Source organism: Pseudomonas sp. CIP-10 (genome assembly GCF_020911845.1).
Classification (GTDB): Bacteria; Pseudomonadota; Gammaproteobacteria; order Pseudomonadales; family Pseudomonadaceae; genus Aquipseudomonas; species Aquipseudomonas alloputida.
This window is the reverse complement of sequence record NZ_CP087160.1, coordinates 2248544-2275295: the sequence shown is the minus strand read 5'-3', so window position 1 is coordinate 2275295 and position 26752 is coordinate 2248544. Positions and strand designations below refer to the sequence as shown.

The 26752-nt window shown below is 60.8% G+C and carries 28 protein-coding genes; 14 read left to right on the top strand and 14 right to left on the bottom strand.

All coding sequences use genetic code 11. The annotated features are described in order from the left end of the window. Positions 1 to 30 precede the first annotated feature (30 nt). Positions 31 to 468, top strand: a complete 438-nt coding sequence (locus LMH93_RS10355; RefSeq protein WP_070095770.1) for a carboxymuconolactone decarboxylase family protein — start codon at positions 31 to 33, stop codon at positions 466 to 468. A 79-nt stretch (positions 469 to 547) separates the two neighbouring features. On the opposite strand, the gene LMH93_RS10350 is transcribed toward LMH93_RS10355, so the two are convergent. Next, a complete protein-coding gene (locus LMH93_RS10350) occupies positions 548 to 1636 on the bottom strand; it encodes an AraC family transcriptional regulator (RefSeq protein ID WP_003256171.1) in 1089 nt (362 codons plus the stop codon). A gap of 168 nt (positions 1637 to 1804) precedes the next feature. Here LMH93_RS10350 and LMH93_RS10345 point away from each other — a divergent pair, with 168 nt between their 5' ends. From LMH93_RS10345 to LMH93_RS10335, 3 genes are read left to right on the top strand one after another with little or no spacing between them, the layout of a single operon-like run. After that, complete coding sequence (locus LMH93_RS10345; protein ID WP_230065127.1) at positions 1805 to 2989, top strand: acetyl-CoA C-acyltransferase family protein; 1185 nt, start codon at positions 1805 to 1807, stop codon at positions 2987 to 2989. A 13-nt stretch (positions 2990 to 3002) separates the two neighbouring features. Next, positions 3003 to 3851, top strand: coding sequence for a 3-hydroxybutyryl-CoA dehydrogenase (locus tag LMH93_RS10340; RefSeq protein ID WP_070095768.1), 849 nt, complete (start codon positions 3003 to 3005; stop codon positions 3849 to 3851). Positions 3852 to 3863: 12 nt separating this feature from the next. Further along, positions 3864 to 4445, top strand: coding sequence for a TetR/AcrR family transcriptional regulator (locus LMH93_RS10335; protein WP_014859099.1), 582 nt, complete (start codon positions 3864 to 3866; stop codon positions 4443 to 4445). 48 nt (positions 4446 to 4493) lie between these two features. Here LMH93_RS10335 and LMH93_RS10330 read toward each other — a convergent pair whose 3' ends face one another. Genes LMH93_RS10330 through LMH93_RS10310 form a run of 5 tightly spaced genes read right to left on the bottom strand, consistent with a single transcriptional unit; the run spans position 4494 to position 10993 of the window. Further along, positions 4494 to 4871, bottom strand: coding sequence for a response regulator (locus tag LMH93_RS10330; protein WP_003256176.1), 378 nt, complete (start codon positions 4869 to 4871; stop codon positions 4494 to 4496). A 44-nt stretch (positions 4872 to 4915) separates the two neighbouring features. Beyond that, on the bottom strand, positions 4916 to 6142 hold the full coding sequence (locus tag LMH93_RS10325; RefSeq protein WP_003256177.1) for a hybrid sensor histidine kinase/response regulator: 1227 nt from the start codon (positions 6140 to 6142) through the stop codon (positions 4916 to 4918). Beyond that, on the bottom strand, positions 6136 to 6711 hold the full coding sequence (locus tag LMH93_RS10320) for a chemotaxis protein CheB (protein ID WP_047603087.1): 576 nt from the start codon (positions 6709 to 6711) through the stop codon (positions 6136 to 6138). Before LMH93_RS10320 ends, LMH93_RS10325 begins: the two co-directional genes overlap by 7 nt. Then, positions 6708 to 7529, bottom strand: a complete 822-nt coding sequence (locus LMH93_RS10315) for a CheR family methyltransferase (protein WP_003256179.1) — start codon at positions 7527 to 7529, stop codon at positions 6708 to 6710. The genes LMH93_RS10320 and LMH93_RS10315 overlap by 4 nt, the downstream gene beginning before the upstream one ends. Continuing rightward, on the bottom strand, positions 7526 to 10993 hold the full coding sequence (locus LMH93_RS10310) for a response regulator (RefSeq protein ID WP_230065126.1): 3468 nt from the start codon (positions 10991 to 10993) through the stop codon (positions 7526 to 7528). The genes LMH93_RS10315 and LMH93_RS10310 overlap by 4 nt, the downstream gene beginning before the upstream one ends. A gap of 248 nt (positions 10994 to 11241) precedes the next feature. Here LMH93_RS10310 and LMH93_RS10305 point away from each other — a divergent pair, with 248 nt between their 5' ends. Next, positions 11242 to 11592: a response regulator gene (locus LMH93_RS10305; RefSeq protein WP_054889289.1), complete on the top strand. Its 351-nt coding sequence runs from the start codon at positions 11242 to 11244 to the stop codon at positions 11590 to 11592. 69 nt (positions 11593 to 11661) lie between these two features. Here LMH93_RS10305 and cobF read toward each other — a convergent pair whose 3' ends face one another. Together cobF and LMH93_RS10295 are read right to left on the bottom strand one after the other, a co-directional pair. Next, positions 11662 to 12411 carry a precorrin-6A synthase (deacetylating) gene (gene cobF, locus LMH93_RS10300; protein ID WP_230065125.1) on the bottom strand — a complete coding sequence of 250 codons (750 nt, stop codon included), beginning with the start codon at positions 12409 to 12411 and terminating at the stop codon, positions 11662 to 11664. Between the two features lie 67 nt (positions 12412 to 12478). Continuing rightward, on the bottom strand, positions 12479 to 13768 hold the full coding sequence (locus tag LMH93_RS10295) for an OprD family porin (protein WP_230065124.1): 1290 nt from the start codon (positions 13766 to 13768) through the stop codon (positions 12479 to 12481). Positions 13769 to 14129: 361 nt separating this feature from the next. On the opposite strand from LMH93_RS10295, the gene LMH93_RS10290 reads away from it, so the two are divergent. From LMH93_RS10290 to LMH93_RS10280, 3 genes are all read left to right on the top strand, one after another. Next, positions 14130 to 14489 carry a histone-like nucleoid-structuring protein, MvaT/MvaU family gene (locus tag LMH93_RS10290; protein WP_070095765.1) on the top strand — a complete coding sequence of 120 codons (360 nt, stop codon included), beginning with the start codon at positions 14130 to 14132 and terminating at the stop codon, positions 14487 to 14489. Between the two features lie 224 nt (positions 14490 to 14713). Next, on the top strand, positions 14714 to 15241 hold the full coding sequence (gene gloA, locus LMH93_RS10285) for a lactoylglutathione lyase (protein WP_003256188.1): 528 nt from the start codon (positions 14714 to 14716) through the stop codon (positions 15239 to 15241). Between the two features lie 97 nt (positions 15242 to 15338). Continuing rightward, a complete protein-coding gene (locus tag LMH93_RS10280) occupies positions 15339 to 15581 on the top strand; it encodes a hypothetical protein (RefSeq protein ID WP_003256190.1) in 243 nt (80 codons plus the stop codon). Between the two features lie 56 nt (positions 15582 to 15637). On the opposite strand, the gene LMH93_RS10275 is transcribed toward LMH93_RS10280, so the two are convergent. Next, a complete protein-coding gene (locus tag LMH93_RS10275; RefSeq protein WP_230065123.1) occupies positions 15638 to 16459 on the bottom strand; it encodes a shikimate 5-dehydrogenase in 822 nt (273 codons plus the stop codon). Between the two features lie 161 nt (positions 16460 to 16620). Between LMH93_RS10275 and LMH93_RS10270 the strand changes: the two genes are divergently transcribed. Then, complete coding sequence (locus LMH93_RS10270; protein WP_019751053.1) at positions 16621 to 16974, top strand: hypothetical protein; 354 nt, start codon at positions 16621 to 16623, stop codon at positions 16972 to 16974. Positions 16975 to 17068: 94 nt separating this feature from the next. Further along, positions 17069 to 17251 (top strand): hypothetical protein, encoded by a 183-nt coding sequence (locus LMH93_RS10265; protein WP_003256194.1) that lies wholly within the window; start codon positions 17069 to 17071, stop codon positions 17249 to 17251. 89 nt (positions 17252 to 17340) lie between these two features. Here the strand turns inward: LMH93_RS10265 and LMH93_RS10260 are convergent, their stop codons facing one another. Further along, entirely contained in the window at positions 17341 to 17655 is a 315-nt protein-coding gene (locus tag LMH93_RS10260; protein WP_230065122.1) for a chemotaxis protein, read from the bottom strand. A 164-nt stretch (positions 17656 to 17819) separates the two neighbouring features. On the opposite strand from LMH93_RS10260, the gene LMH93_RS10255 reads away from it, so the two are divergent. Next, complete coding sequence (locus LMH93_RS10255; protein ID WP_019751052.1) at positions 17820 to 18644, top strand: S24 family peptidase; 825 nt, start codon at positions 17820 to 17822, stop codon at positions 18642 to 18644. 38 nt (positions 18645 to 18682) lie between these two features. Here the strand turns inward: LMH93_RS10255 and LMH93_RS10250 are convergent, their stop codons facing one another. Then, positions 18683 to 19006 carry a DUF1654 domain-containing protein gene (locus LMH93_RS10250; RefSeq protein ID WP_108190610.1) on the bottom strand — a complete coding sequence of 108 codons (324 nt, stop codon included), beginning with the start codon at positions 19004 to 19006 and terminating at the stop codon, positions 18683 to 18685. A gap of 234 nt (positions 19007 to 19240) precedes the next feature. Between LMH93_RS10250 and LMH93_RS10245 the strand changes: the two genes are divergently transcribed. Further along, positions 19241 to 19915 (top strand): polysaccharide lyase family 7 protein, encoded by a 675-nt coding sequence (locus LMH93_RS10245; protein ID WP_108190609.1) that lies wholly within the window; start codon positions 19241 to 19243, stop codon positions 19913 to 19915. A gap of 966 nt (positions 19916 to 20881) precedes the next feature. On the opposite strand, the gene LMH93_RS10240 is transcribed toward LMH93_RS10245, so the two are convergent. Both LMH93_RS10240 and LMH93_RS10235 read right to left on the bottom strand, forming a co-directional pair. Next, the gene (locus LMH93_RS10240; protein ID WP_230065121.1) at positions 20882 to 22312 is read right to left on the bottom strand and encodes an IS1182 family transposase; all 1431 of its coding nucleotides are present in this window, start codon (positions 22310 to 22312) and stop codon (positions 20882 to 20884) included. A 112-nt stretch (positions 22313 to 22424) separates the two neighbouring features. Then, a complete protein-coding gene (locus LMH93_RS10235) occupies positions 22425 to 23045 on the bottom strand; it encodes a tyrosine-type recombinase/integrase (RefSeq protein WP_230065120.1) in 621 nt (206 codons plus the stop codon). Positions 23046 to 23451: 406 nt separating this feature from the next. Between LMH93_RS10235 and pbpG the strand changes: the two genes are divergently transcribed. Next, a complete protein-coding gene (gene pbpG / locus LMH93_RS10230) occupies positions 23452 to 24378 on the top strand; it encodes a D-alanyl-D-alanine endopeptidase (RefSeq protein ID WP_012051929.1) in 927 nt (308 codons plus the stop codon). Between the two features lie 250 nt (positions 24379 to 24628). Here the strand turns inward: pbpG and LMH93_RS10225 are convergent, their stop codons facing one another. Further along, a complete protein-coding gene (locus LMH93_RS10225; protein ID WP_003256207.1) occupies positions 24629 to 25075 on the bottom strand; it encodes a hypothetical protein in 447 nt (148 codons plus the stop codon). Between the two features lie 174 nt (positions 25076 to 25249). Here LMH93_RS10225 and LMH93_RS10220 point away from each other — a divergent pair, with 174 nt between their 5' ends. Then, on the top strand, positions 25250 to 26584 hold the full coding sequence (locus LMH93_RS10220) for a lysine N(6)-hydroxylase/L-ornithine N(5)-oxygenase family protein (RefSeq protein ID WP_064614827.1): 1335 nt from the start codon (positions 25250 to 25252) through the stop codon (positions 26582 to 26584). Positions 26585 to 26752 lie beyond the last annotated feature (168 nt).

Here is a 26752-nt window from a genome sequence, read left to right as displayed (position 1 = left end):
ATATCCACCCCCACACGCCTGGAGACTGACATGCACAACCGTATCGAATGGGCCAAACACGCGCCGCAAGCCTACAAAGCCATGGTCGGCCTGGAGCAGGCGCTGGCTAACAGCGGCCTTGAACACTCGCTGCTGGAGCTGATACGCCTGCGCGCTTCGCAGATCAACGGCTGCGCCTACTGCGTCAACCTGCATGCCAACGATGCGCGCAAGGCCGGTGAGTCCGAAGCACGCCTGCAGACCTTGTGCGTGTGGCAGGAAACCAGCTACTTCACGCCGCGTGAACGTGCTGCGCTGGCCTGGGTCGAGAGCCTGACCCGCTTGCCAGAACAGGGTGCGCCGCAGGGCCAATATGAAGCCCTGCAGGAACACTTCGAGCCGGCCGAGGTGGCCAACCTGACCTTGGCAATTGCCACCATCAATGCCTGGAACCGGTTCGGCGTCGGCTTTGCCATGGTGCCGGCCTGATCCTTTCGGGCGGCCTGTGCAGGCCTATTCGCGGGCAAGCCCGCTCCCACAATTCTGTGCGTGCCCTGTAGGAGCGGGTTTACCCGCGAACACCGGCAGAGCCGGTGCCATCCACCGCGTTGGTTTCTTCGCGGGCAAGCCCGCTCCCACAGGTAGAACGCAGGCCGGCCAGCCGCGCCCGGTAGCTTCCTGGGCTCTGCCCGGTCCACTTCTTGAACGCCCGGTGGAAGGCACTCGGTTCCTGAAACCCCGCCTGCTCGGCAATTTCGGCAATGCTCAACGCGCCTTCGCGCAGCCGCTCGAAGGCCATGGCCCGGCGCACTTCATCCTTGATCTGCTGGTACGAACGCCCCTCCCGCTCCAACTGCCGGCGAAAGGTACTGGCACTGACCCCCTGCTGCTGCGCCAGCGCGGCCAATGTCGGCCACTGTCCATAGCGCAATGCCCGCAGGTGCCGATACACCTCAGCCACCAGCCCGTTCTGATTGCGAAAGCGGATCACCAGGCCCTGTGGCGCACTGCGCAGGAAGGTCTGCAAAGCCGCCCGGTCCTGCACCACCGGCAGGCGCAGATAAGCGCTGTCGAACTCCACCTCGGTGCGTCCGCTGCCCAGGCGCAGGTCCGGCCCCCACAGCAGCAAGTCGTCCTCCTGGGCCGGGCGCGAAACCGCGAGCTCCGTGCGGTCGATGGCAATCCGCCGCCCGGCCAGCCAGCACAGCATGCCGATCATCAGCACCAGGTAGGTTTCCTCGGCATAGACCCGGGTCAATGGGTCGGCAATGTTCGACTGCACGCTGATCAGCGCCCGCCCGCCACGTACCGTCAGGCTGCCACGCAGGTCACGCAGGAACAGGCCGAAGCCCCCCATGCACTGGCGCAAGGCCTTTTCCAGGTTCGGCTCGAGGATCAAACCCCGGCAGATCAGGGCAAAACTGCCCAGCGGCATGCCGTGGCTGTCGAGGCCAAAGAACTCATCGTCCAGGCGCTGGATCAACGCCAGCCACAGCTGGGCGAACGCCTTGGCCGGCACCCGCGCCTGAGGCTGATCCAGCAGCTGCGGGGCAATGCCCACCGCACGCAGCTGGGCATCACGCTCGGCGGGCGTGTCGCGCAGGGCGTGGAGCATGGCGTTGAGGAAGTACACGGCGACTGAATCGCTTTCGCGCATGGCGGTTTTCGCTGTCTATGCTGAGTGGCAAAAAGTGCCAGGTTGTTTGAACAGATCCGGCATAGGCGGCAACAGAGCCTTTGCCTAGACTCGATCCCACTCCGGGGCCGCCCACCATTCTCGCAGAGCCTGGCCCGGTCCCGCCACGCCTTCGCAATCGGAGCCCTCATGAGCAACGCAGAAATCTACGTCGTCAGTGCCGTCCGTTCAGCCATTGGTGGCTTCGGCGGTTCCCTCAAGGACCTGCCACTGGCCGACCTGGCCAGCGCCGTGACCCGCGCCGCCATCGAGCGTTCGGGCCTGGCCGCCGAGCAAGTCGGCCACCTGGTGATGGGCACGGTGATCCCCACCGAACCGCGTGACGCCTACCTGGCACGGGTAGCGGCAATGAACGCTGGCATCCCCAAGGAAACGCCGGCATTCAACGTCAACCGCCTGTGCGGGTCTGGCCTGCAGGCTATTGTCTCTGCGGCCCAGGGCCTGTTGCTGGGCGACACCGATGTGGCCGTCGCAGCCGGCGCCGAATCCATGAGCCGTGGCCCTTACCTGCTGCCACAGGCGCGCTGGGGTGCACGCATGGGTGACCTGCAAGGCATCGACTATACCGTCGGCGTGCTGCAGGACCCGTTCCAGCACTTCCACATGGGCATCACCGCCGAGAACGTTTCGGCCAAGCACGGCATTACCCGCGAAATGCAGGACGAACTGGCCTTGACCAGCCAGCGCCGCGCCGCGCGTGCCATTGCCGAGGGCCGCTTCGCCAGCCAGATCGTTGCGCTGGAACTGAAAACCCGCAAGGGCAGCGTGCAGTTCAGTGTCGACGAGCATGTGCGTGCTGATGTGACCGCCGAACAACTGGCCGGTATGAAGCCGGTATTCAAGAAAGACGGCACCGTCACCGCCGGCAACGCCAGCGGTATCAACGATGGCGCCGCCGGCCTGGTGTTGGCCACCGGTGACGCAGTGCGCCGCCTGGGCCTGAAACCGTTGGCACGCCTGGTGGGCTATGCCCACGCCGGGGTGGAGCCCGAGCTGATGGGCCTGGGGCCGATTCCGGCCACCCGCAAAGTGCTGGAAAAAACCGGCCTGAACCTACAAGACCTGGATGTGATCGAGTCCAACGAGGCCTTCGCTGCCCAGGCCTGCGCCGTGGCCCAAGAGCTGGGCTTCGACCCGGAAAAGGTCAACCCCAACGGTTCGGGCATTTCCCTGGGCCACCCGGTGGGTGCCACCGGTGCGATCATCGCCACCAAGGCCATCCATGAGCTGCAGCGCATCCAGGGCCGCTACGCCCTGGCCACGATGTGTATCGGCGGTGGCCAAGGCATCGCCGTCGTGTTCGAGCGCGTCTGAGGGAGACTGACACATGAGCATTGAACAGATCGCCGTGATCGGCGCGGGCACCATGGGCAACGGCATTGCCCAGGTGTGCGCCATTGCCGGCTACCAGGTGCTGCTGGTGGATGTTTCCGACGCAGCGCTCGAGCGCGGCGTGGCCACCTTGAGCAAGAACCTCGAGCGCCAGGTCAGCAAAGGCACCCTCGACGCCGACAAGGCCGCAGCCGCCAAAGCACGCATTCGCACCAGCACCGACTACACCCAGCTCAGCGCTGCACACCTGGTGATCGAAGCGGCGACCGAGAACCTGCAGCTCAAGCAGCGCATCCTGCAGCAGGTGGCAACCAACGTTGCCGCCGACTGCCTGATCGCCACCAACACCTCGTCGCTGTCGGTGACTCAACTGGCCGCCAGCATCGAGCACCCCGAGCGCTTCATTGGTGTGCACTTCTTCAACCCAGTACCGATGATGGCGCTGGTCGAAATCATTCGTGGCCTGCAGACCAGCGACAACACCTACGCCCAGGCGCTGGTGGTGACCGAAAAAGTCGGCAAGACCCCGATCACCGCCGGCAACCGTCCGGGCTTCGTGGTCAACCGCATCCTGGTGCCAATGATCAACGAGGCGATCTTCGTGCGCCAGGAAGGCCTGGCCAGTGCCGAGGACATCGACATCGGCATGCGCTTGGGCTGCAACCAGCCGATCGGCCCGCTGGCGTTGGCCGACCTGATCGGCCTGGACACCCTGCTGGCGATCATGGAGGCCTTCCATGAAGGCTTCAACGACAGCAAGTACCGCCCTGCTCCGCTGCTCAAGGAAATGGTCGCGGCCGGCTGGCTGGGGCGCAAGAGCGGTCGCGGTTTCTTCACCTACTGAGGACCAAGCGCCATGCCCCCGGTCAATGCCGCAATGCGCTGTGCCAACTTTGAGGAGCGACGTGACCGGGCCATGGCATTGTTTGCCGAAAAGGGCTTTGGCCAGGTCAGCATGCGCGAGCTGGCGGCCCATGTGGGGCTGACCGCCGGCTCGCTGTACCATCACTTTCCCAGCAAGCAGGACCTGCTGTACGACTTGATCGAAGAGTTGTACGAAGAGCTGCAGGCCACCCTGGACCAGGCCCGCCGGGCCATGGCCCGGGGGACATCGGCATTGAGCTGCCTGATTGCTGCGCACTGGCAGTTGCATGCCGAACGGCCGCTGCAGTTTCGGCTGGCCGAGCGGGATTTGTGTTGTTTGAGTGAGGCGCAACAGGCGCACCTGGCATCGTTGCGCAAGCGCTATGAGGCGGGTTTGCTGCGCTTGATCGCACCGCAAGCGAAACTGCCGGGGCAAGCGTTGGACGCTACAGCGCATGTACTGGCGACGTTTCTCAACCAGCTGCCGGGGTTGCTCAAAGCACTGCCTGAAGCGCAAGGGTTGGAGCTGATGGAAAACTTGCTGGTCGGCGGGATTGAGCGGACGCTGCGATAGCCTGCAACGGCCTCCTCGCGGGTTTGCCCCGCGAAAAGGCCGGATGCCTCAGCGCAACAGCGACTGGATCTGCTCGTGCAAGGTATCCAGGTCAAACGGCTTGGCCAGGATAGGTGCCTTGCGGGTGATCGGGCTGCCAGATTCGAGAATCTCCGCCGGGTAGCCGCTGATGAAAATCACCTTCAGGTCGGGCCGCAATTTCACCGCGGGCTCGGCAATATCCACCCCCGAGATCCCCCCCGGCAAACGGAAGTCTGTCACCATCAGGTCCAGGTGCGGTTTGCTGGCCAGGATGGCAAACGCCTGCTCGCCATCCTCAGCCACCAGGACGTGGTACCCCTCACCCGCCAGGTAATCGCGCAAAATCATGCGAATCGCCGGTTCATCCTCGACGACCAGAACCACATCTTGTGCATCTTCACTCATGTTAACGCCTTGAAATACTTACAGTTGGCCATCAGACCCCAGGCTTACACAGAGGTTGCCCGCGCCTGGTCGTTTTGTTCTTTGAATATTGCCATCGGCAATTGCAGGGTGAATGTGGCACCCTTGCCCTCCTCGCTTTCAACCTGTATCCGGCCACCGTGTGCCTGGACGATCTGCTCGGAGATGTACAACCCCAGGCCCAACCCTCCGCTGGCCTGCTGGGCAGAGACCCGCTCGAACTGCTGGAAGATCCGCTGCTGGTTGACGGCGCTGATACCGATGCCGTGGTCCTGCACCTGCACCCAGGCCATGCCGCCCTGCTCGAACACCCGTACCTGCACCGGATTGCGCTCGCCGTAACGCATTGCATTGGACAACAGGTTGGCCACTACTTGTTCAATCCGGAATTCGTCCCACTCCCCCTTCAGCGCTTCGCAACGCTGCAATTCGATGTGTGTTTCCAGGGCCATGGCCTGCGCCGTGAAGTTTTCCACCAGCCCACGCACCAGTTGGCCCAGGTCAAACAGTTTGGGCCGCAGCGACAGTTTACCGGTACGGATGCGCGAAACATCGAGCATGTCCTCGACCAACCGGATCAGGCTGTTGATCTGCCGTTCGTCGCGCTCGACCATGGCCTGCAGCTTGTCGACACTGAAGGCGTCCAGGTTGCCCCGTGCCAGGTGCATCTTGCGCAACTGGGTTTCCAGGATCAGGCCATTGAGCGGCGTGCGCACCTCGTGGGAGACGATCGACATGAAGTCGTCCCGCATGCGCACGGCGTGCTCCAGCTCACACCGTGCCACCTGCAGCTGGCTGAGCAACAGCTCCTGTTCCTGGCGGCTCTGCTCCAGGGCTTCCAGCTGCCGGCCAAGCACCTTGCGCTGGCGGAACAGGTCGACGAACACCGAGACCTTGCTTTTCACCGCCAGGGTGTCGAGCGGCTTGTGCAGAAAGTCCACGGCCCCGCTCTCGTAGCCCTTGAAGGCATAATTCATCTCGCGACCCGCCGCGCTGACGAAGACGATCGGGATGTGCTTGGTCTTGTCGGTACCGCGCATCAGCTCGGCCAGTTCAAAACCGTTCATGCCCGGCATCTGCACATCGAGAATGGCCAGTGCGAACTCGTGCTCGAGCAGCAACGACAAGGCAGCCTCGGCAGACTGTGCCTGGTGCACCTCGCGGTCCTCGCCCTGGATCAGGGCATCGAGCGCCAGCAGGTTTTCCGGCAAGTCGTCGACAATCAGCAGTTTGGCGATGGTGTGGCTTAGCATGCGCTGTATTCCAGGGTCGCGAGCAACTGCCCGATACCGCTCAGAGTAAGAATATGGTCGGGCTGGTGCAGGGCCAGGGCGGCCTCCGGCATCAGGGCAACCTGTGCGTCACGAGGGTCCTGGACAATCGTGCGCCCCCCATTGTTCTTGATGTAGGCAAGGCCCCTGGCGCCGTCTTCGTTGGCGCCGGTAAGCAGCACACCCAGCAGGCTGTCGCCATAGGCATCGGCCGCCGAGATGAACAGGAAGTCGATCGCTGGGCGCGAGAAATGCACCGGTTCTTCCTGGCTCAGCGACAGCGTCAGGTCGCGCTCCACCGACAAGTGGTAACCCGGCCCTGCCACATAGATCTGCCCGCCGCTGATCCTCTCCTTGTCACGTGCCTCGCACACCGGCCGATGCAGCCGCCGCTGCAGCACGCCAGCCAGTTGGCTGTGGCGGTCGTCCGGCAGGTGCAGCACGCAGAGCACCGGTATGGCGAACGCCGATGGCAGCGCGCCGAGCACCTGGAACAATGCCGCCACGCCACCGGCCGAGGCGCCGATCACCACTGCACGTACACCGCTCATGATTTACGGAAGATCCGTTGGGGCTTGACCAGCGGCTCGAAACGATCGCTGTAGGCCGAAAAATCCACCGATTCCTTGCTACCCAGCACCAGGAAACCACGGTGGCAGAGCGACTCATGGAACAGGCCCAGCGCCCGATCCTGCAGGTCCTTGTTGAAGTAGATCAGCACATTGCGGCACGACACCAACTGGGTCTCGGAGAACACGCTGTCGGTGGCCAGGCTGTGGTCGGCGAAGGTGACATTGTCGCGCAGGCTGCTGTCCATGATGGCGTTGCCATAGGCGGCGGTGTAGTACTCGGCGAAGTCTCGGCGGCCACCGGCAAGGCGGTAGTTTTCCTCGTATTCGCGCATGCTCTGCATCGAGTAGATGCCCTGCTTGGCCTTGTCCAGCGAATGCGGGTTGATGTCGGTGGCGTAGATGATGGTGCGCTCAAGCAGCCCTTCCTCACGCAACAGGATGGCCATGGAATACACCTCTTCCCCCGTGCTGCAGCCCGCGATCCAGACCTTGATCGAGGGCCAGGTACGCAGCAGCGGCACCACTTCGTTACGCACGGCAAGGAAGTGGTCAGGGTCACGGAACATCTCGCTGACCGGGATCGTCAGGTACTGCAGCAGTTGCATGAACATGCCCGGGTCGTGCAGCACACGCTCCTGCAGCGCAGACACCGTCAGGCAATCGAACTGACGCAGCGCGTGGAGAATCCGACGCTTGATCGAAGCGCCGGAATAATTGCGGAAATCGTAGCTGTACTTGAGGTAGATCGCCTCGATCAGCAGTCGGATCTCGATGTCGGTGTTGCGTTCGCTAGTCAAATTCGCTCCAGTTGCGGCAGCCAGACACGGATCAACGAGAACAGGCGGTCCAGGTCGATCGGCTTGGCCAGGTAATCATTGGCACCGGCTTGCAGGCAACGCTGCTGGTCATCCTTCATGGCCTTGGCGGTCACGGCGATGATCGGCAGTTTGCGCCAGCGCGGTTGCTGACGGATCAGGCGAGTGGCCTCGAAGCCGTCCATCTCCGGCATCATCACGTCCATCAGCACCAGGTCGATGTCGTCGTGCTGCTCCAGGCGCTCGATGGCTTCGCGCCCGTTGCGGCCGATTTCGACAATGGCGCCCTTGTGCTCCAGGGCACTGGTCAGGGCGAAGATATTACGCACATCGTCATCCACCAGCAGCACCTTGCGGCCCTCGAACACCTTGTCGCGGCTGCGCGCGGTCTTGAGCATGCGCTGACGCTCGTTGGACAGCTGCGATTCGACCTTGTGCAGGAACAGCGTCACTTCGTCGAGCAGGCGCTCCGGCGAACGTGCGCCCTTGATGATGATCGAGCGTGAGTACTTGAGCAGATCGGCTTCTTCCTCGCGGGTGAGGTTGCGGCCGGTATAAACGATCACCGGCGGGAAGGCGCGGATATCCTCGGCGGTCATGCGCTTGAGCAGCTCGTTGCCGAGCATGTCTGGCAGCTTGAGGTCGATGATCATGCAGTCGTAGATGTTCTGGCGCAACAGCGCCAGGGCATCCTGGGCCATGGCCACGGCCGTGATCTCGACATCGTCGTCGCCGATCAGCCGGGCGATGCTCTCGCGCTGCAGGTCGTCGTCTTCCACCAGCAGGATGTGCTTGAGCTTTTGCGTAAGCTTGGCTTCCAGGCGAGCGAACACCTCCTTGAGCTCCTCGCGGCTGGTGGGCTTGACCGCATACCCCACCGCCCCCATGTGCATGGCCGCCTCGACACGGTCTTCCACCGAAATGATGTGCACCGGGATATGGCGGGTGCTGGCCTGCTCCTTGAGGCGCTGCAGGACGGTGAGGCCCGAGTGGTCGGGCAGGCGCATGTCCAGCAGGATCGCATCCGGAATGTACTGGGCCGCCAGCTCGAAGCCTTCGTCGGCGCCATGGGCCACCAGGCAGCTATAGCCCAGTTCATGGGCCAGATCGAAGAGGATGCGGGCAAAGTTGGGCTCGTCTTCGATCACCAGAATGCAACGGGTATCGAAAGGGGCCCGCTCGCGGTCGTCGGCAAAGGCCGGCGCCGGGCGCATGACAGCGGCGGCCAAGGGCGCTTGCGGTGCGGGCGGCAACGCATCGACGGCCGGGCGCAGGCTTTGCGGCTCGACATCTTCCGCCTCGGCGGCATAGCGCTCCGGCAAAATCAGGCTGAACACGCTGCCTTGCCCAGGGCTGCTGTCGACATTGATCTGGCCACCGAGCAAATGCGCCAGGTCACGGGAGATCGACAGCCCCAGGCCAGTGCCACCATAACGGCGATTGCTGGTGCCATCGACCTGGTGGAAGGCGCCGAAGATCGCCTGCTGCTGATCGGCCGCAATGCCGATGCCGGTGTCCCGGACTGCGAACACGATACCGCTGCCTGCCTGGAAGCTGACGTTCATGCTGACCTGACCACGCTCGGTGAACTTGATGGCGTTGGACAGCAGGTTCTTGAGGATCTGCTCCAGGCGCTGACGGTCGGTGAACAGCGTGACCGGTACCTGCGGCTCGACCTTCACCTCGAAGGCCAGCCCCTTGTGACCGGCAAGCGGCTGGAACATGCCGCGCAAGCCTTCGACCAGGCGCTCGACCTGGGTGGTCTCGGGCCGTACTTCGAGCTTGCCGGCCTCGACCTTGGCGATATCGAGAATGTCGTTGATCAGGTTGAGCAGATCGTTACCGGCCGAGTAGATGGATTCGGCGAACTTGACCTGCTCCTCACTGAGGTTGCCTTCACCGTTCTCAGCCAACAACTTGGCCAGGATCAGCGAGCTGTTGAGCGGCGTGCGCAGCTCATGGGACATGTTGGCGAGGAATTCGGACTTGTACTTGCTCGATCGCTGCAGGTCGTCGGCACGGGCCTGCAGCTCCAGCTGCGCCTGGCTCAGCTCATCGTTCTTGCGGTCCAGCGCATCGGTGCGTTCCGACAACTGCTCGTTGGTCTGCTCGAGTTCGGCCTGTTGGGTTTCCAGATGGGCTTGAGACTCCTTGAGCACCCGTGACTGCTCTTCGAGCTCTTCGTTGGCAGTCTTGAGTTCTTCCTGCTGCACCTGCAGCTCTTCATTGAGTTGCTGGGTTTCGGCCAGCACCTCCTGCAGGCGCTGGCGATAACGGGCGCTCTCGATCGACATGCCCAGGTTGCCGCCGACCCGCTCCAGCAGCTCTTCATCCCGTTCTTGCAAAGGGCGCAGGAAACCCAGCTCGATCACCCCGTTGATCTGTCCGTCTTCGGTCGCCGGCATCAGCAATGCACTGCGCGGCAAGCCACTGCCCAGGCCGGAACTGAGGCGGTAGTAGTCTTCGGGCAGTTCCTCCAGGCGCAGCAAGCGGCCTTCGCGGACCGCCTGGGCCAACAGGCCATGGTGGTCCGACTCAACCTGCTCGCGGGCCTGCGCTTCGGTACTCAGGCCATAACAGGCCACACGCACCAGCCGGCCATGCTCGTCGCGCACGTACACGGCGCCCACCACGCTGCCCAGATAAGAGGCAAAGAAGCGCAGGATGTTCTCGCCAAGCATGGGCAAGGTCAGTTGCCCGAGCACCTGCTGCGCCAGCTGGGTCTGGCCGTTGCGTAGCCAGGCCTGGTGCTCCAGGCGCTGCGCCGAGCGTTGCTGGGCTTGCAGGTTTTCAGCGTAGTTGGCCGAAAGTGCCAGCAGGTCACGACGGCCCAGGTAGGCCAGCAATGCACTTAGGCCGACAATGAACAGCACGAAAGCCGAAATCGCCGTCACGGTGACGGCACTGACTTTTTCGTTACGGGCCATGCGCAGTTGTTGTTCGGTAATGATCAGGTCATCGAACTCCTTGCGGATTTCATCGGTGATGCGCTTGCCCCGGCCATTGCCGATCGAGGCCTGGTAATCGCCCTGGCTGCGGCGCAGGCTGATCATCTCGTTACCGAAGTCGTTCCAGGCCCGCTGCAAGGCCATCAGCCGGTCAATACGGTCAACCTGCTGCGGGTTGTCCTCGACCATGCTGCGCAGGCTTTGCAGGCTGCCGAGAATGCGTGGCTTGGCCACCTCGTAAGGGTCAAGGAAGCGCTCGTCGCCCGTGATCAGGAAGCCGCGCATGCCCGTTTCCATGTCGATCGAGAGCTTGACCGTTTCGTTGGCGTTGCCGATCACCCGGTCGGTGTGCTCGACCCACTGCATGGCCGAAAGCAGGTAGTTGATCACCGCGACGAAGGCCACGGCCCCGAGCAGGCCAACCCCCAGGGGGAGGCCGATGTTACGGCTCAACAGCTTGCGAAAGCTTCGCTGGTCCATCGAGGCTGCTTGAATCATGAGAAAACGCCCGAGCTAGAAAAGTCCATTGAAAAGAGTGGCCGATCAGTCGTTATTGTTATCTGCCACTGCGCTGTCCTGATAAGCGAGTCTAACCAGCTTTCACGGGTCTGGCAGGGCATTTAGCCAGTATTTGAAGGTTGCATTCGGCAATCGTTCCATCTATTTGCATGGAGCGGTATCCTCGGGAACTTCTGATGCCGCGCGGTGCACAGATTAAAGACACTCATTTGTACAGGATTTGAACCATGCACCTTCTGGTAGTCGAAGACGACGACATCGTACGTATGCTGACGGTCGAAGTGCTCGACGAGTTGGGCTACAAGGTCATCGAGGCAGAAGACGCCGCAGCCGCCCTGCGTGTACTTGAAGACCCAAGCCAGGCGCTGGCACTGATGATGACCGATGTGGGGCTGCCGGACATGCGAGGTGAGGTGCTGGCGGGCAAAGCGCGCGAACTGCGGCCGCTATTACCGGTGCTGTTCGCCAGCGGCTACGCCGACAGCCTCACGGTACCGGAGGGCATGCACCTGATCGGCAAGCCGTTCAGCATCGATCAGTTGCGGGACACGGTGGTGGGCATTCTGGGTAACCCTTGAGCACGGCGTTGCCTGTTTCGCTTGCCGGAGCGGGCCTGCCCGCGAAGAGGCCGACACAGGCAACCCACCTCACAGCTCTCTGCGCAGCAGATAGGTATCCATGATCCACCCTTTGCGCGCCCGCTCCCGCTCGCGCACTTCCAGTATCCGTGCCTTCACCGCCTGCAACGGCCCGGCGATCAGCACTTCATCCTCGGTCCCCAGGTACGCGCCCCAATAGATGGTCAGCGCCGGGTCATTGAGCCCGGCAAAGACGCACTGCCCGTCGAGCATCACCACCACGTTGTCGATAGCCCCCTGCCCGGCCAGGCGTCGCCCCGGCAGCACGGTCAGGGGCTCGCCGATGCGGTTGAGCGGCACCTGGTGCCGCGCCGCCAGCGCCTGCACACTGCTGATGCCAGGGATGACCTGCAAGCGCAACGTCACGCCCTGTTCGCGGACCAGGTCGAGAATGCGCAGGGTGCTGTCGTACAGGGTGGGCTCGCCCCACAGCAGGAAGGCCCCCGTTTCCCCGTCGCCAATTTCCTCCTCGATCAGGCGCGCATACAGCGCAGCACGCTGCCGGTGCCAGTGCTGCACCGCGCCCAGGTAGTCATCCGCCTGCCCATCGCGCAAAGGGTCGACCACCGGCACCAGGCGATAGCCACCTTCGGGGCGGTAGCGCTGCAGAATGGCCTTGCGCAGGCGTACCAGTTCATCTTTGTCGTCGCCCTTGTCGAGCACGAAGAACACGCTAGCGCTACGCAGCGCATCGACTGCTTCATAGGTGACCTGGCGCGGGTCACCCGCGCCGATGCCGATCAACAACAGGTCTTTCATTGCCCTGCCCTTTGCGGGAACCCGCCACCATTGTCAGGCGGCTACCGGTATTTGGCAAAGCAGCCGCTTAGAAGATCGAGAAGTTGTAGCTGACAATGACCCGCGTCTCATCCATGTCACGCGCCCACTGTTCATAGTTGCTGCGGTAAGTGGAATTACGCAGGCGTACGCTGACATCCTTGAAAGAGCCACTTTGCACCTGGTATTTGAACTCGGTGTCGCGTTCCCACTCCTTGCCTTCGGCACCGCTGCCCGGCACCTTGATATTGTCGCCGTTGATATAACGGGTGAAGAAGGTCAGGCCGGGTACACCCAACGCCTTGAAGTCGTAGTCATAGCGCACTTGCCAGGAGCGCTCCTGTGCAGCGGCGAAATCATTGACCTGGGCGTAGTTGACCAGGTACGGGTTGCTACCATCCAGGTACGGCATGGCGCTGCTGCCATACATGCGCTGCCAGCCGGCGCTGAGCTTGTGGCCACCGAGGCTGTAGCCAAGCATGCCGCTGAAGGCGCGATGGTCGATTTCACCGGCACGGGCATTGCCGATGTCATCACTCTTGATCAGGCGCATGTCAGCCGACAGGCTGCCCACCGGCAGCGGCTGACTGGCCACCAGGCCGAGGAAGTGCTGACGGTAGATATTCTCCAGTTTGGCCACTTGGTACTGGGCGCTGAAACGCTCGTTGAAACGGTAGTCGACACCGGCCAGGTCGAAGTGGTCGGCTTCGGTATCGCAGGCATAACGCTTGTTTTTGCAGTGCACGCGGATGTCCTGGCGATCGGTGGAATCCCGAGCGGTGTAGTTGTCCAGGCGAGCCAGGGTGAACTTCAGGTCGTGCAGTTCTTCAGAGGTGAGCATGGCACCCTGGAACAGGGTCGGCAGCAGACGGCCATCGTTGTACTTGAGCAACGGCACATCCGGCATCATTGAGCCGTACTTGAGTACGGTATTGGAGACCTTGACCTTGGCCGCCAGGCCGATCTTCGCATACTGGTCGGCCGAGTGCCGGGGGTCGTGGCCAGACGAGGGCAGCAATCCACTGTTACTGTCGGCCGGGCTGGAGTCCAGTTTGAAGCCGAACATGCCCAGCGCATCCACACCAACACCTACCGGGCCTTGCGTATAACCCGATTGCACATTGAGGATGAAGCCTTGTGCCCACTCTTCGCGCTTGGATGCGCCCTGGCTGGAACTGCTGTAACCGTCCCGGAAGTCCCGGTTGAAATAGACATTGCGTGCTTCGATCTTGGCACTGCCGTCTTCAAGAAACCCGGCAGCCTGGGCGTTGACACCGGCGCACAATAGAACCAGGCCGGTTACACGGCGCCCGGGGGCGAGGGGGAAAGGGGAAAACATGCGAGGAAACATCCAGAATGAAGACGAGTTAACAACCTGTGGCACGGGTTGGCCACGGCACTGCGGCAGGTCCGAACATGAGTCGGCCATCATCTGAAATGATCGCGCAAAGGCTCTGGCGCGGGCCATTGGACCATGGTCTAGCCCCCCTGTCGCGCAACCGCAGAAAAACCGCAAAATAGCGCACGCAAAACTAGGAAAGTTCCCGGCTTACTTGCAAAAAGTTAGCAGTTTACCCAGTAGACATGAATGACTACACTCGATATCAGCGAACAGTGGAACCCACCTGCGTGGCCGGCGTTTTTACTCTTCTTCAATGTTCGTCACGCCCTGCCACGACCGACGTACAGGAGTGATTACAGTGTCCAGACTTGCAGAGTTTCGTGCTGCCGAAAAAGCGCTCCAGGAACAGATGGCGCAACTGGAAGCGTTGAAAAAGGATGCCGGCCTCAAACGCGAAATCGAATTCGAGCAGAAACTAGTCGGCCTGATGAAAAGCTATGACAAGAGCCTGCGCGATATCATCGCCATCCTCGACCCGAAGGCTGTGGCCCGCGCTTCCAGCCCCCCCCCCAAGCAACAACGCCGCCCACGGGTGGTCAAGGTCTATCAGAACCCGCACACCGGCGAACGCATCGAGACCAAAGGCGGCAACCACCGCGGCCTCAAGGCCTGGAAAGAACAATATGGGGCCGCCACGGTAGACAGCTGGGTACGCTGATGAAATGCCCACAAAGGCTTCACGCTTTTTTCACAAGGACTGGCTCAGTATCGAAACAGCTAAAGGATTAGCGACCCCATCACGCGCCCGCACATGCGGGCCTCTAATTTCAGCGCCCTGCCTTTGCAGGGCGCTTTCATTTGCGCAATCGGCGCACTGCCGTATCATGGCCAGCCTGTCTGTTTTGCCGGCGCCCTGCGCCCGGCCCCGTCTCAGGAGTTCCCATGAGCCTGCACGATCTGCAAACCCTGCCTGGCGTCACCGCGCAACCTGACGCCGCCACCGCCCAGTTCGTCTTCAACCACACCATGCTGCGGGTCAAGGACATCGAGAAGTCCCTGGACTTCTACACCCGCGTGCTGGGCTTCCGCCTGGTGGACAAGCGTGACTTCCCTGAAGCCGCTTTCAGCCTGTACTTCCTGGCCCTGGTCGACCCTGCCCAGATCCCCGCTGATGACACCGCCCGCCACCAGTGGATGAAGGCGATCCCCGGCGTGCTGGAGCTGACCCACAACCATGGCACCGAAAACGATGCCGAGTTTGCCTACCACAATGGCAACACCGACCCGCGCGGCTTTGGCCACATCTGCATTTCGGTACCCGACGTACGCGCCGCTTGCGCGCGCTTCGAGGAACTGGAAGTACCGTTCCAGAAACGCCTGCAGGACGGCCGCATGAACCACCTGGCCTTCGTCAAGGACCCGGACGGTTATTGGGTCGAAGTGATCCAGCCAACCGAGCTCGAAGGCTAAGCGTTCGTCGCGGCGCGCTCGTCGGGCCGGGAACTCCCGGCCTCTTGCTGTGGTATATGAAGGTAACTGCTTCACATGCCACAGCGAGGTAAGGACGATGCAATCTCTTCACTGTGAATACCGCGAGCACACCATCACTGCCAGCGTGATGCCCCATCCCGACTCCCCCCTGCCCTATGCCGCCGGCTGCCTGATCACGGCACCTGACGGGCACACCAGCAAGCGCATGTCGATGCCCATGCAGTTCTTCTCCGACCTTGAGAATGCGCAGCGTGTGTCGCTGGCCCATGGTCGGGCACTGGTCGACAAACAGCTGGATAACGGGCACGAGGTGTTCTGATCCGGGTTTCGCCTGTACCCCCTTCGCCGCCGAAGCTGTGAAGGGGGTGGCATTAACTAGCTAGCCCGCGCGTATGCCACCGCCGCATCCACCTGCGCCTGCGTCGGCCTTACCCCGGTGTATAACACGAACTGTTCCAGCGCCTGCAGCGCAATGACCTCCAGCCCAGTGATCACCGGCTTGCCCAACGCCTGAGCCCGGAGAATCAACGGCGTCTGCGCCGGCATTGCCACCACATCGAACACCCGCTCCGCCGCCGCGATGGCGTGCTCGGGAAACGCCAGCTCTTCTGCCTCCTGCCCGCCTGCCATACCGATCGGCGTCACGTTCACCAGCATCGGCGGGCAGAGGTCGCCTGGCTCTGGCACCCAGCGATAACCACAGACATCCGCCAACTGACGCCCGGCCTGCTCGTTGCGTGCAACGATGATGCCTTCGGCAAACCCGGCATCGCGCAAGGCGCTGGCCACGGCCTTGGCCATGCCCCCACTGCCTCGCAGGGCAAAGGCAGTGCACGGATCGACCTGATGCTGAACCAGCAATTGGCGCACGGCCAGGTAATCGGTGTTGTAGGCCTTCAGGTGGCCATTGCAATTGACCAGGGTATTGACCGAGTCGATGGCCGCCGCCGAAGGATCGATTTCGTCGACCAAGGCCATGCAGGCTTCCTTGTACGGCATCGACACCCCGCAGCCGCGAATACCCAAGGCGCGGATCCCTGCCACCGCCGCCGGCAGGTCATCGGTGCGCATGGCCTTATAGTAGAAGTCCAGGCCCAACTGCTGGTACAGGTGGTTGTGAAAGCGCACGCCGAAGGTGCCGGGGCGACCGGCCAGAGAGATGCAAAGCACGGTGTCCCGGCTTGGAGTTGTCGGCATAGCAGGCTCCTTGGTCATAACTGAAACGTTTATTCAGCGTAACAGAGTCAACCACTGGTCGCCCCTTACACAACCTTTACCGTTCCCCTGTGCTCAGCTGACAGAGACCGGAGTCATAGTAACAGGGCCCCGGACGTGGGGTTTTCCTGCGAGGTTGTTTTATGAACCGTCTCATTCCCGGAATCGTCCTGCTGGTCGGTGCCCTGGCCATCAGCGGGCCTGCAGCAGCGCACGGCGGCTATGGCGGCCATGCGCACGGTGGTTGGTACGGGCCGGGTCCACTGCTGGGTGCGGCTGTGGTCGGCGCCGTGGTTGGGGCGACGGTTTATGGCGGCCATGACCGCACAGTGTATGTCGAACGCCAGCCGGTCTATTACGCGCCGCCGCCGGTGTACGTACAACCGCCACCACAGCCGGTGTACTACCAGCCCTACTACGCACCACCCCCACCGCCACCGGGCTACCGCACCTATTATGGGCCGCCACCGGTGTACTACGGGCCACCGCGCTGGTAATGGTTGATAGGAGCAATGATCACTATCGAGGAAGTTGATTTCAAACAATCCCGGCTGCTGCGTATGGTAGAGCCATGTTTCACAGGAGGTCCCCATGGCCACTATCCAGATCATGTCCGTTGTCGGTAGCGCCGTTCCCGCCTCACTGCGTGAGCAGGGCCTGCTGGCGTGCTGGTACCTGGTTCGCAACGGTGAAGCCGTGAGCGGCCCGATGCCGACGCTCGCTTCAGCCCAGGCACTGGCCGAACAATTGCAACCAGGTACTTTGGCTGCCTGAACCGAATTTGTTGTGCGTTGCTCCCTACGCCCTTGTCGCCCGCCAATTTGGCGGGCTTTTTTTCTTCACGGATCGCCCGGGCTGCCTCCTCATGTTTGGCCGCTACTGCCCAGCTTGCTGGTCAGCACCATGACCTTGCCTTGCAGCTGGCCTACGGTCATCACCAGCTCGTTTCGTTCCTTGGCGAGCAGTTCAGCTTTTGCCTGCGCCTCCCTTCGGGCATCCCGTTCGATGTCCAGCAGCTCTGTCAGGTGGCGGATGACGGCAATTTCAGCGTTGTCCATCGCGCGGTCGACTGCATCCCTCGACAACCATTTACGCAGCCACAGAAACGCTCCCAGCAGTGCAGTCCCCGTACCGCCCAGCCAAGTGACGGTGCCCGGGCCGAGGTCGGTCGGATCCATGTGAACCTCATTACAGATGATAATGTGATCAGCCCTGGAGAAAAATGTCTCGCTAGCTTTCCTTGTTTGCGCGCTTAATTTAGCCTACAGCTAACAACACCACAAGAGCAGATTTAGCCATGCGCACATTTAGCAGCAAGCTAAACACTGGCATGCTTCACCCCATGGACATCTACCAAATTCGCAAGCACAACCTGGTGAAGCTAATCGGCAGCCAGAGAAAGGGCACCTGCGCAGAGCGCTGGGGGATGGCGCCTGCACACCTTAGCCAGATCCTTTCCGACAAGACCGTGAAAAACCTGGGCGATGACGTGGCCCGCCGCATCGAGGGCATCGAAGGTTTGCCACGGGGCTGGTTCGACGCGCTGTCGCCAGGCGAACACGCACAAGCGGCTGTCGAGCCAGGTGACAACAAGCTCTCTGCAGCCGACCTGGTCAAACAGATGCTTGCCCGAAGCGGCAAAGGTATCGCTGAAGAAACCCGGCAAAGGCTGCTGGCTGCGGCGCAAGAGCCTGCAGATGCCACGCTGCTGGAAGCCGAGCCGCTGCGCCCCGGCCTGGTCGGTGACGAAGTGTGGATTGCCCACTATGACGTGCGGGCAGCCATGGGCGGCGGCCAGATCCCCCACGACTACCCCGAGATGTTCAAGGACGTTCGCGTCAGCCCCAGCCACCTGCGCGAACTGGGCGTGACGTTCAGCGAGCACCATCACCTGAAGATGGTGACCGGCTGGGGCCAGTCGATGGAGCCGACCATCAGGCACCGCGACCCGCTGATCGTCGACGTCAGCATCCGAGAGTTCGTCGGCGATGGCATCTACTTCTTTTCCTGGGGCGACCACATCTACATCAAGCGGCTACAGATCGCAGACGAGGACCACTTCGAGATGATCTCCGACAACTCGCGGCACAAAGACCGCATGATTCGTCGGGAAGAGACCTACATACAGGCCAGGGTCCTGCTGGTGTGGAATGCCCACCTTGTATAAACCGAAGCCCGCCCTGACCGGCGGGCTTTTGCTGAAGCTCAGAACGGTGCAGCCTCCTCGACCTGCGCCTCGCAGTCGCGTTCGACGATAAAATCATCACGCTCTTCCACGCTACTGCGCGCCCATCGCACCGTCACGCTAGCGTCATCATTGAACGTCAGCTGCAACTCTGGCGTTTCCAGCAGTTGGCCCATCACCTCCTCCCATTCCGCTTCACCGTCGGTATCCAGACGGTGCACCACTACCCAGCGCTGCGTCTGTGCGAGCGGGTGGTTGATCATTGACGATACCCGCAGGCTAAGCCGCTCTATTCCGGTCATTTCCTGGCGCTGTTGAGGTTCCGACTTTATGTGGCTTGCCATATTCTCATCCTGATAGCTGTATATTCGTACAGCACTCGGCGAAAGCTTAGCTCACCGTCAAATCCTGCGTAAAGCCCCCCACTGCGAAAAATTTCGCCTGTAGGTAATTTCCCGTGAAGCGAAATTAATTTAGCCATCAGCTATTGACCGATCTTTAGCCTGAGGCTAACTTTGTGTTCGGCCGTCGCTTGTACGGCGGCTATGCCACTCAAACCTTTTCGCCAGGAGTTCCCCATGGCCGTAGATATCAGCCACCTCACCATCGCCACGCCGGTAGCCGTCTCCTCAACCAACCCCGTTGCTCTGGAGCTGAACGGTGCTGAAGCGATTGCCCGCTTTCCCAGCATCGTGACAGTGCTCAGCGATGGCTCGATCCAGTTCTCAGCCCCAACCAAAGGTGCTTCGAGCAAAAGCACCCACAGGACACGCTGCGAATGGACAGAAACGCAAGACTGGACGCTGGCCAGCGCCCAGGATCACTGGAATCGGCAAACCATGACGCTGACCAAGGTTAACTCGGCGCAGAAGGTGGTCATCGCCCAGATGCACGTACGCGGGGATGACGGCCCGCCAGTAAAGGTGTTCTGGAACAAGGGCAACATCACACTGGGGTTTCGACGCACCTTCAACCAGACCGACCCGGTGAATTCCACAGTCCTGAAGGGGGTGCCACTGGGTGCGACGTTCCACATCAGCATTCACACGACGTCTGAAGGCGTGGTAACCGTGACGGCCGAATGCAACGGGGTATCCGCCTCGTCGGGCGATTTGCAGCTCGACAGTACCTGGGCTTCGTACCTGTTCGAGTTCCACGGCGGGGTTTACAACCAGGTCGACTACACCGACGCAACGCCCGCCGAGGACGGCTCGATCTGCATCATCAGCGAGCTCTCGCTTATCCACCGCTGAACGTCGATGCCCAGCCCTGCTATCACAAGCCCTCATGGCGTCTCATGAATGCAAAAAGCCCAGCGCGGGGCTGGGCTTCTATCAGCTGGGCTGAACAGTACTTCCGCCAGCCTTTACACACTGTACTGGCAGTTACTCCAGTGGGCGCTTGTGATAACTATAACGCTCGGCATTGGATGCCCGCGATGGGTCCGGCGGGCCTGATCTCTGCCTGCCTCGAAAGGGCCGATTATGTGCGGAATCGTCGCGTTCCTCGGGCTGCTCCCTTTTACCTTCCGAGTCTTGACCGCCTGGCGGACCATTGTTTTCAGCCGGCCTGCTAACCTGCTGATCACAATCCATTCCATCCCTATCTATGGTCATACGCACCTCTCAATGCTCAGAAGCTCTGAGCTACATCAAGTGTGCGCTTACCCTGTCCAGAAAGGTTTTATATCAGATCACCGGACACAGGCGAGAACCTCAATACCGGGACCTTTCGCTGAACTGCATCCCACTATTGGTACAAAAATTGGTACGCGCCGGCTGTACGTCCATCCAGCACATCCCGGCAATGCAGCAGTAGCGTGGGAATCTAGCCTCAGACCGCACCGCAAGCGGCCTGAGCATCTGGCCTGTCTAATAGGGTTCAGCCAGTTTCAGCGACTTTGGCCCAATAAAACCGAGACGCTTTCGGGCGGTTTTAGACAGCTTTATTCCCCCATCCAGGCGTTCAGCCAACCAAGATCCGTCCTGGGTCGTCAGCTACACCCACCTCCCACAGTCCGCTGTCGACCCATAGCTGCCGGTGGCCAAAGGCAGAAGTCGGTCCAGAGTGTGTAAAAACACTTTCAAGTTGCTGGTGAGTTAGCCCATGGCTTCTGGTCGTTGCGATATTCCAAGCGTTCGCCAAGATCCGCACCGGTAACGCTCCTTGGCCTTCAGGGCGTGTTTCAGTGGCTTTTACAGCGGCAAAAGCTGGGCCTTTTAGGCCGTCATTGCTTTCATCAAACCTTCCGTGCCGACGATTTTCATAACTCGCTTCATATTGTAGGCGAGCACGTTAAGGCTCATCTCCGCGCTGACGCCAACCAGCTTGCGAGTTAGGAAGTGCGTAGATCCCATCCATTGTTTGAGCGTCCCGAAGGGATGCTCAACAGTCCTTTTTCGCACTCGCATCATGTCCGGGGCTTGGTCTAGTCGGCGCTGCATTTGCTCCAGCACCGCTTCATGCTCCCAGCGCCTGACTCGGCGATTTGTGCTGGGCGTGCACTGCGGTTTCAGCGCACATTTCTGGCAGCTCGAACTCCAGTAACAGTGCATATTCATGCCTTTTTCGATGCTGGAGAAACGCCAAATCAGTACCTCCCCAGCTGGGCAGGTGTACTGGTTTTTTGTCGCGTCATAAACGAAGGCATCTTTATTGAAACGACCCTCTGCCTTGGCGCTTGAGGTCATCGGCTTTGGCACGTAGGCGCTGATATTGGCGTTGTGACAGGCCAGGATTTCTTCACCTTTGAAGTAGCCCCGATCAGCCACGACCGATAACGTTTCTGAGCCGATGGCTTCACGCGCGAGCTTCGCCATGGAGCTGAGTTGGTCGCGGTCAGAGCCGACGTTCGTAACCTCGTGGGCGACGATCAAGTGATGCTGGGTATCGACTGCTGTCTGCACGTTGTAGCCGACGATTCCACTTCCGCGCGTCATCATCGAACGGGCATCTGGATCGGTCAGCGAGACCTGCTTATCAGGCGAATCGTTAAGCTGAGATTCGATCAGCTGAAGCTCCTTCATTTGAGCTTTCAGCTTCTCGATTTTCTCTGCGAGGCGTGCGCCGTCTGGTTCGGAGGCAGTTGGCACTTGCCTATCAGCCGCATCAAGTGCAGCCAGGTAACGGCTGATGCTCGACTCAATCTCTTCCATCCGCCGCTTGAGTTTGGCGCTGGTGAAATTTCGGTCACGATTATTCACTGCCTTGAATTTACTGCCGTCGATGGCAACCAGGTTTTCTCCAAAAAGTCCAAGCTGCTGGCACAGCACAACGAACTGTCGGCAGACCCCATGAATGGCCTTGCTGTTGTCTTTTCGGAAGTTCGCGATGGTTTTGAAGTCGGGCATGAGCCGCCCGGTTAGCCACATCAGTTCGACGTTACGTTGGGCTTCTCGCTCAAGGCGTCGGCTCGATTGGATGCGGTTCAGATAACCGTAGATATAGATCTTCAACAGGACAGCGGGATGGTAGGCAGGTCGTCCAGTGTCGGCGGGAATGGCGCCATCAAACCCTAGCGTTGTGAGGTCGAGTTCATCGACGAAGACATCGACCACGCGCACCGGATTGGTATCACTGACGTAGTCGTCGAGGCTTTCAGGCAGTAAGGTGCTTTGGCCTCGGTGTTCACCCTGAATAAACCGTTTCATAGGCGACCCTTGCGATGAAATTCTCAGAAATCATAGCAAGGGTTTGTCCGGGCGTTTTTACACACTCTGGGTCGAATCGCGACGGTCATTCCTCGACCGTCGCTGGACGCTGTCAGACCTCCGTCTGCTCTGCCATCTCCAATGCGTCATCGAATTCAATGCCCAGGTATCGCACTGTGCTTTCAAGCTTTGTATGGCCGAGCAGGAGCTGAACTGCTCTCAAGTTCTTTGTCCTGCGATAGATCAGCGATGCCTTTGTACGTCTCATCGTGTGGGTGCCGTACATAGCAGGATCTAGCCCAATAGACTTTATCCACGCTTTGACGATTCGGGCGTACTGCCGGGTGGAGAGATGCACTGAGGCGTGTAGCCGGCTTGGGAAAAGACAATCCTCGCTGTGGAGTTGGGCTTGATGTATCCAGCCCTGTAGGGCCAGCCGCGTTTGCTCTGTAATTTCAAACTGTACGGGACGTTGGGTTTTCTGCTGCATCACTATCGCCCGAGATGACACGTGCTCCCCATGAGCAACGTCGCGTACGCGAAGCTTGGTCAGATCGCAGGCTCGTAGCTTGCTATCGATGGCCAGATCGAAAAGGGCTAAATCACGAGTTTCCTCCGCGATTTGGAGCCTTACCCGAATGGCCCAGATATCTTTCAGTCGGAGCGGAGCTTTCTGCCCGACCAATTTTCCTTTGTTCCAAGGCTGATGGCTGCTGGTCGTAATGGCGTTCATGGCTTGTCCTCCATGTGAGGTAGGACAAGGATGGTCAACCCAATCCAGAGGCGCTAACCGACCCAATACCGCTCGAAGCAGAAGCGCCGCGTCTCGACGGAGTCGCCATTCATCTTCCAACCTTCTGGCTCGTCACCACACATCCAGCGTTCACTGCTTGGCAGCTTGGGCGCTCGGTGCAGGTGCTTCTCTCGACCTACGCCAAGTGGTTGAATTCTGCCAACGATTGGACGGAACTGGCGAAGCTGGAAAAGAACGTAATGGGTACAGGATTAAATATCGTTCACTTTGCGCCCTTTAGGCATAAGGCATTCGACAGCAATTCAGCCATACTCCAAAATGCATCGGTTTTAGGGGGAAAACCCTTGCACAGCCAACGACATACCAACTTTTAGTGAGCCTCAACGTGAAAACATCCCTGTCCATCCTCAGCCTGCTGCTGTTGCTCACAGGTACCGCGACCCTTCCGTCGACTGCTGCTGCACAACCCCCGGCCCAGGTTCAACGTGACCCCTCCAAACTGCATCTGGCTTCAGGCAGCGCTCTGCTGATCGACCTGAACAGCAACCAGGAGCTGTATTCAAGCCATGCCGACCGCGTGGTGCCGATCGCTTCGGTGACCAAACTGATGACGGCGATGGTGGTGCTGGATGCCAAGCTGCCCATGGATGAAATGCTCACCATGACCATTGCCAACAACCCGGAAATGAAAGGCGTGTACTCGCGCGTGCGCCTGGGCAGCCAGCTGGACCGCCGCGAAACCCTGCTGATTACCCTGATGTCGTCGGAGAACCGTGCGGCCAATAGCCTGGCCAACGCCTACCCCGGCGGCTATCCGGCGTTCATCAAGGCAATGAATGCCAAAGCCCGCAGCCTGGGAATGGCCCACACCCGCTATGTTGAGCCGACCGGCCTGTCGACGCAGAACGTATCCACTGCCCGCGACCTGGCCAAGCTGCTGATGGCCTCGCGCAAGTACCCCATGCTGAGCGAGCTGTCGACCACCCGCGAAAAGACCGTCGCCTTCCGCAAGCCCAACTACACCCTGGGCTTCCGTAACACCGACCACCTGGTGAACAAAAGCAACTGGGATATCAAGCTGACCAAGACCGGCTTCACCAACGAGGCCGGGCACTGTCTGGTATTGCTGACCCGCATGGATAACCGCCCGGTGGCCATGGTCATTCTCGATGCCTTCGGCAAGTACACCCACTTCGCCGATGCCAGCCGCATGCGTCAATGGCTGGAAACCGGTGCCGCCAAACCGGCACCGGCAGTGGCCATGCAGTACAAGGCCGACCGGCAGAACAAGGGGCGGTTGGCGGCCGAATGACCGCCATATCCTGGAACGTGCGGGCTTGTTCGCGAAACAGACAACGCGGTGGATAGCACGGGCTTCGCCCGTGTTCGCGGGTAAAACCGCGCCTACGACGGCCTGCGCCCGATCACCAATGTGTGTCCACCCTCGATAGGCGTAGCGAATACGGTCGCGGCGGCAACGGTGAACGGCAGGTGGAAACTGGCCAGCAGGGCCGGCCCATTCGCGGGTAAACCCGCTCCTACAGCGGCCTGTGCATGTCCAGTCAGGCCGTAGCGCTGACCATACCGCCCGCACTGCTGCCGCCCTCTTGCTGCAACAGTTCCAGCAACTGCGCCGTGGCCGCCATGATCTGCCCATTGAGGGTAGCAATGCTCGCCTGCTTGGCACCAACCGCTGCTGCTTTCGCAGCCTCGTCCATCTTGCTGTTCTGCAATGCAGCCAACTGTTTCTGTTCCTCTGCCAATTGCTTCTGCAGATCCTTGATCAATTGACGCAGCTCGCTCACAGCCTCCGACTCGCCACTGCCTTCTGTGTCGGTGGATTGCGCCGGGCTACCCGCCGACACCTTCATGCTGTCACTGCTGATGCTCAAGGGCCCAACCGCCTCACCGGCCTGTTTCGCCTGCTCACGCTCGGTTGCTGCGTTCGCGCTCAGCGTCTGCGCTGAAACACCATTGATCATCAGGTTGCTTGCCGTGATACCGCTCATGTCGATTCCCTGCCTGAAAAATTGGTCCTTGCCGTAACCAACACATCGGCCGCCTCACGCTGTTCTTTAGCCCGCTTAAATTCCCCCTCGGCTGGCTCGTTCCAACTCATGTACTTGCGCAGGAGCCGGAGCCCCGGCGGGCGTCCATATTCGACCATTCAGGGAATCGCAGCCATGAGCCAGTCTTCACAGCAGGAAACCATCAAAGACATGATCGGCGTGGGCTTCGGCCCCTCCAACCTGGCCTTGGCCATCGCCCTGGAAGAACTCGCCGAATCCCGGGGCCATGCACTCGACGCACTGTTCATCGACAAGCAGCAAGACTACCACTGGCACGGCGAGACCTTGGCTACCCAGAGCGAGTTGCAGATCTCGTTCCTCAAGGACCTGGTGTCGCTGCGCACCCCAACCAGCCCTTACAGCTTCGTCAACTACCTGCACCAGAAGCAGCGCCTGGCCGACTTCATCAACCTCGGCACCTTTTACCCCTGCCGCCTGGAGTACAACGACTACCTGCGCTGGGCCGCCGAGCATTTCGCCTCCCAGGCGGTGTATGGGCAGGAAGTGTTGCGCATCGAACCGCACATGCATGCAGGCCGGGTCCAACACCTGTGCGTGATCACGCGTGACAAACAAGGCCGCGAATACAGCCGCGCCACCCGCTCAGTGGTGGTGGGCAGCGGTGGCACGCCGAAAATCCCGGAAAACTTCGGCGCCTTCAAGGACGACCCGCGAGTCTTCCACCACTCGCAGTACCTGAGCAGCCTGACCAAACTGCCGTGCACGGCTGGCAAACCCATGCGCATTGCCGTGATCGGCTCAGGCCAGAGCGCCGCCGAGGCGTTCATCGACCTCAACGACAGCTATCCGTCAGTCAAGGTCGACATGATTCTGCGCGGCTCGGCCCTCAAGCCCGCCGACGACAGCCCCTTCGTCAATGAGATCTTCTCGCCCGACTATACCGACCTGGTCTACAACGAACCGGCCGACCAGCGCAGCAAACTGCTGGGCGAATACCACAACACCAACTACTCGGTGGTCGACCTCAACCTGATCGAGCGCATCTACGGCATCCTCTACCGGCAGAAGGTTGCCCATCAGCACCGCCACAACGTGCTGTGCCGGCGCCAGGTGGAAGCGGTGGTGGCCACCCGCGAAGGCCTGGAACTGACCCTGCGCGACCTCGCCACCGGCCAGCAGCAAACCCACCGCTACGATGCCGTTATCCTCGCCACCGGTTACGAGCGCCGCTCGCACCGTGAATTGCTCGCGCCGCTGGCCGATTACCTGGAGGACTTCAGCGTCGACCGCAACTACCGCGTACTGGCCAGCCCGGACCTGCAAGCCTCGGTGTACCTGCAGGGCTTCTGCGAAAACAGCCACGGCCTGAGTGACACCCTGCTTTCGGTCCTGCCGGCACGCGCTGCGGAAATTGGCCGAGCGCTGTACCAGGACCTGGAGCAGTTGCACGAAAAGCCCCAAGCAGCCGTGGCACTGACCCGCGCCTGACCCCTCTCTACAACCAGCCATCAAGGCCGGACTGGTACCTCGTGCGCAGTCCGGTGTTTGTGCTTTGAAACATTTGCTTTCATTTTAACCTGCAGGTTTTCGATTCTCATTCGTCCTTATCAGTACAGCACTCTTTGGTTGGCACACGCTCGACCACCCATAGCAGAA